The organism is Mycolicibacterium stellerae (genome assembly GCF_003719305.1).
GTDB lineage: Bacteria > Actinomycetota > Actinomycetes > Mycobacteriales > Mycobacteriaceae > Mycobacterium > Mycobacterium stellerae.
On the sequence record NZ_RARC01000077.1, the window covers coordinates 1 to 1,387 of the forward strand.

Consider the following 1,387-nt stretch of genomic DNA (forward strand, 5'->3'; position numbering starts at 1 on the left):
GCGGCTTTGGCTTTGGCGGTGGTGTGGGCGCGGGTGTGTCGGCGTTTGGGCATCATCGCCCCGCGGCCTTGGGCCGGTTCGACCTCTGGTGGTTGGCCGGTCCAGAGGGTGGCGGTGGGCGCGCACAGTTGCGGGAACAGGTGTCGGCTGCCCGGGTAGGTGGTGTAGGTGTGGCCGGTGGGTGCAGTCCAGATGACAGTCCCGTCGGGCAGTTGACGATCCCGCCAGCCTTTCGGCCCGTTCCAGAACGTTTTCAGAAGATGGTGAAAACGGCACAGGCACTTCAGGTTTGACGGATGGGTCGGCCCGACCGGGTAGGCCACGGTGTGGTCGATGTCGCAGAACTGGGCGGGTTTGTCGCAGCCGGGGAACCGGCAGGTCAGATCCCGGCAGCGGACGAACTCACCCATCTGGCGGCTGGGGGTATAACGCGATTCGGGTGCGGTGCTGTCGCCGGGGTGGCGCACCGGGCGGATCGTGGCGCGTTCCACAATCGCGCCCAACAACGCGGTGGGCAGGATCCCGGCGCCGAACACGTATGCCGGCGGCGCCGAACACGCCGCGGGCGCCGCGGTGACGTCGTGGCCATTATGGGCCGATTCGGGGGCATCACCGCCAGGCTCGTCGGCCGCGTTGACAGGGCCCGCGGGAGCGGCAGTTTCAGCCTCAGCGGGCGTCTGGGCCGTGGTGGCCACGTCGACGGATTTCTGGTCGGCGACGGCGTAGACGATCGCGTTTTTGGCCGGCCGGTCACCGGCGGGGCCGCCGCAGTCGGGCTGCCCGCAGCCGCACACCATCGCGGTGTGGGTGACCGCGGCGGTCAGGGCGTCAGCGCGCCGGTGGTTGATGCTGCGTGGGTCGGCCTCACACACGCTGCGCGCCAACTCTTCCACGCTGTGTTCGATCAGCGCGGCGTTGGCGGAATGCAGCCGGGCCCACATGCTGGTGGTGCCCGCCACATCGGCGGGCGATCCGAACTCCACGGGGGGGTCTGACTGCGATTGGCGGCTGCGCCGCAGCGCGCCGGGATCATGCTCGTCGACCAACGCGTCGATCGCGTCCTGGGTTTTGGCGATCGACAACCCACCCCAGCGGGTGATCCGCTCGGCCAGGGCGCCATCCACTTTGGTCATCGCCTCGGCGTCGTCGATCAGGTAGGTGCGCCACACGATGGTGCGCACCAACAGATCCGAGATCAACCCCTGCTCAAACAGTGCGCCGACCTGGGGCAGGCGGTCGCGCAGCGCGACCCCGCGGTGGGTTTGGTGTAGCGCCATGGCGTGGCTGACGTTGACCGCGGCGGCCATCTCGGCGACCGCAGACGCTTGGGCGTCGACCCACCACAGTTCGCGTTGCCCGGCGGGCAGCCCGGTGCGGCGGGCGAACA

Annotated in this window: 1 protein-coding gene; it reads right to left on the reverse strand. The window is 69.5% G+C overall.

Annotated elements, in window-relative coordinates; genetic code table 11:
* The coding region (locus tag D6M19_RS34020) for an HNH endonuclease signature motif containing protein (protein ID WP_164478834.1) at window positions 1–1,387 on the reverse strand (1,387 nt) is incomplete at both ends.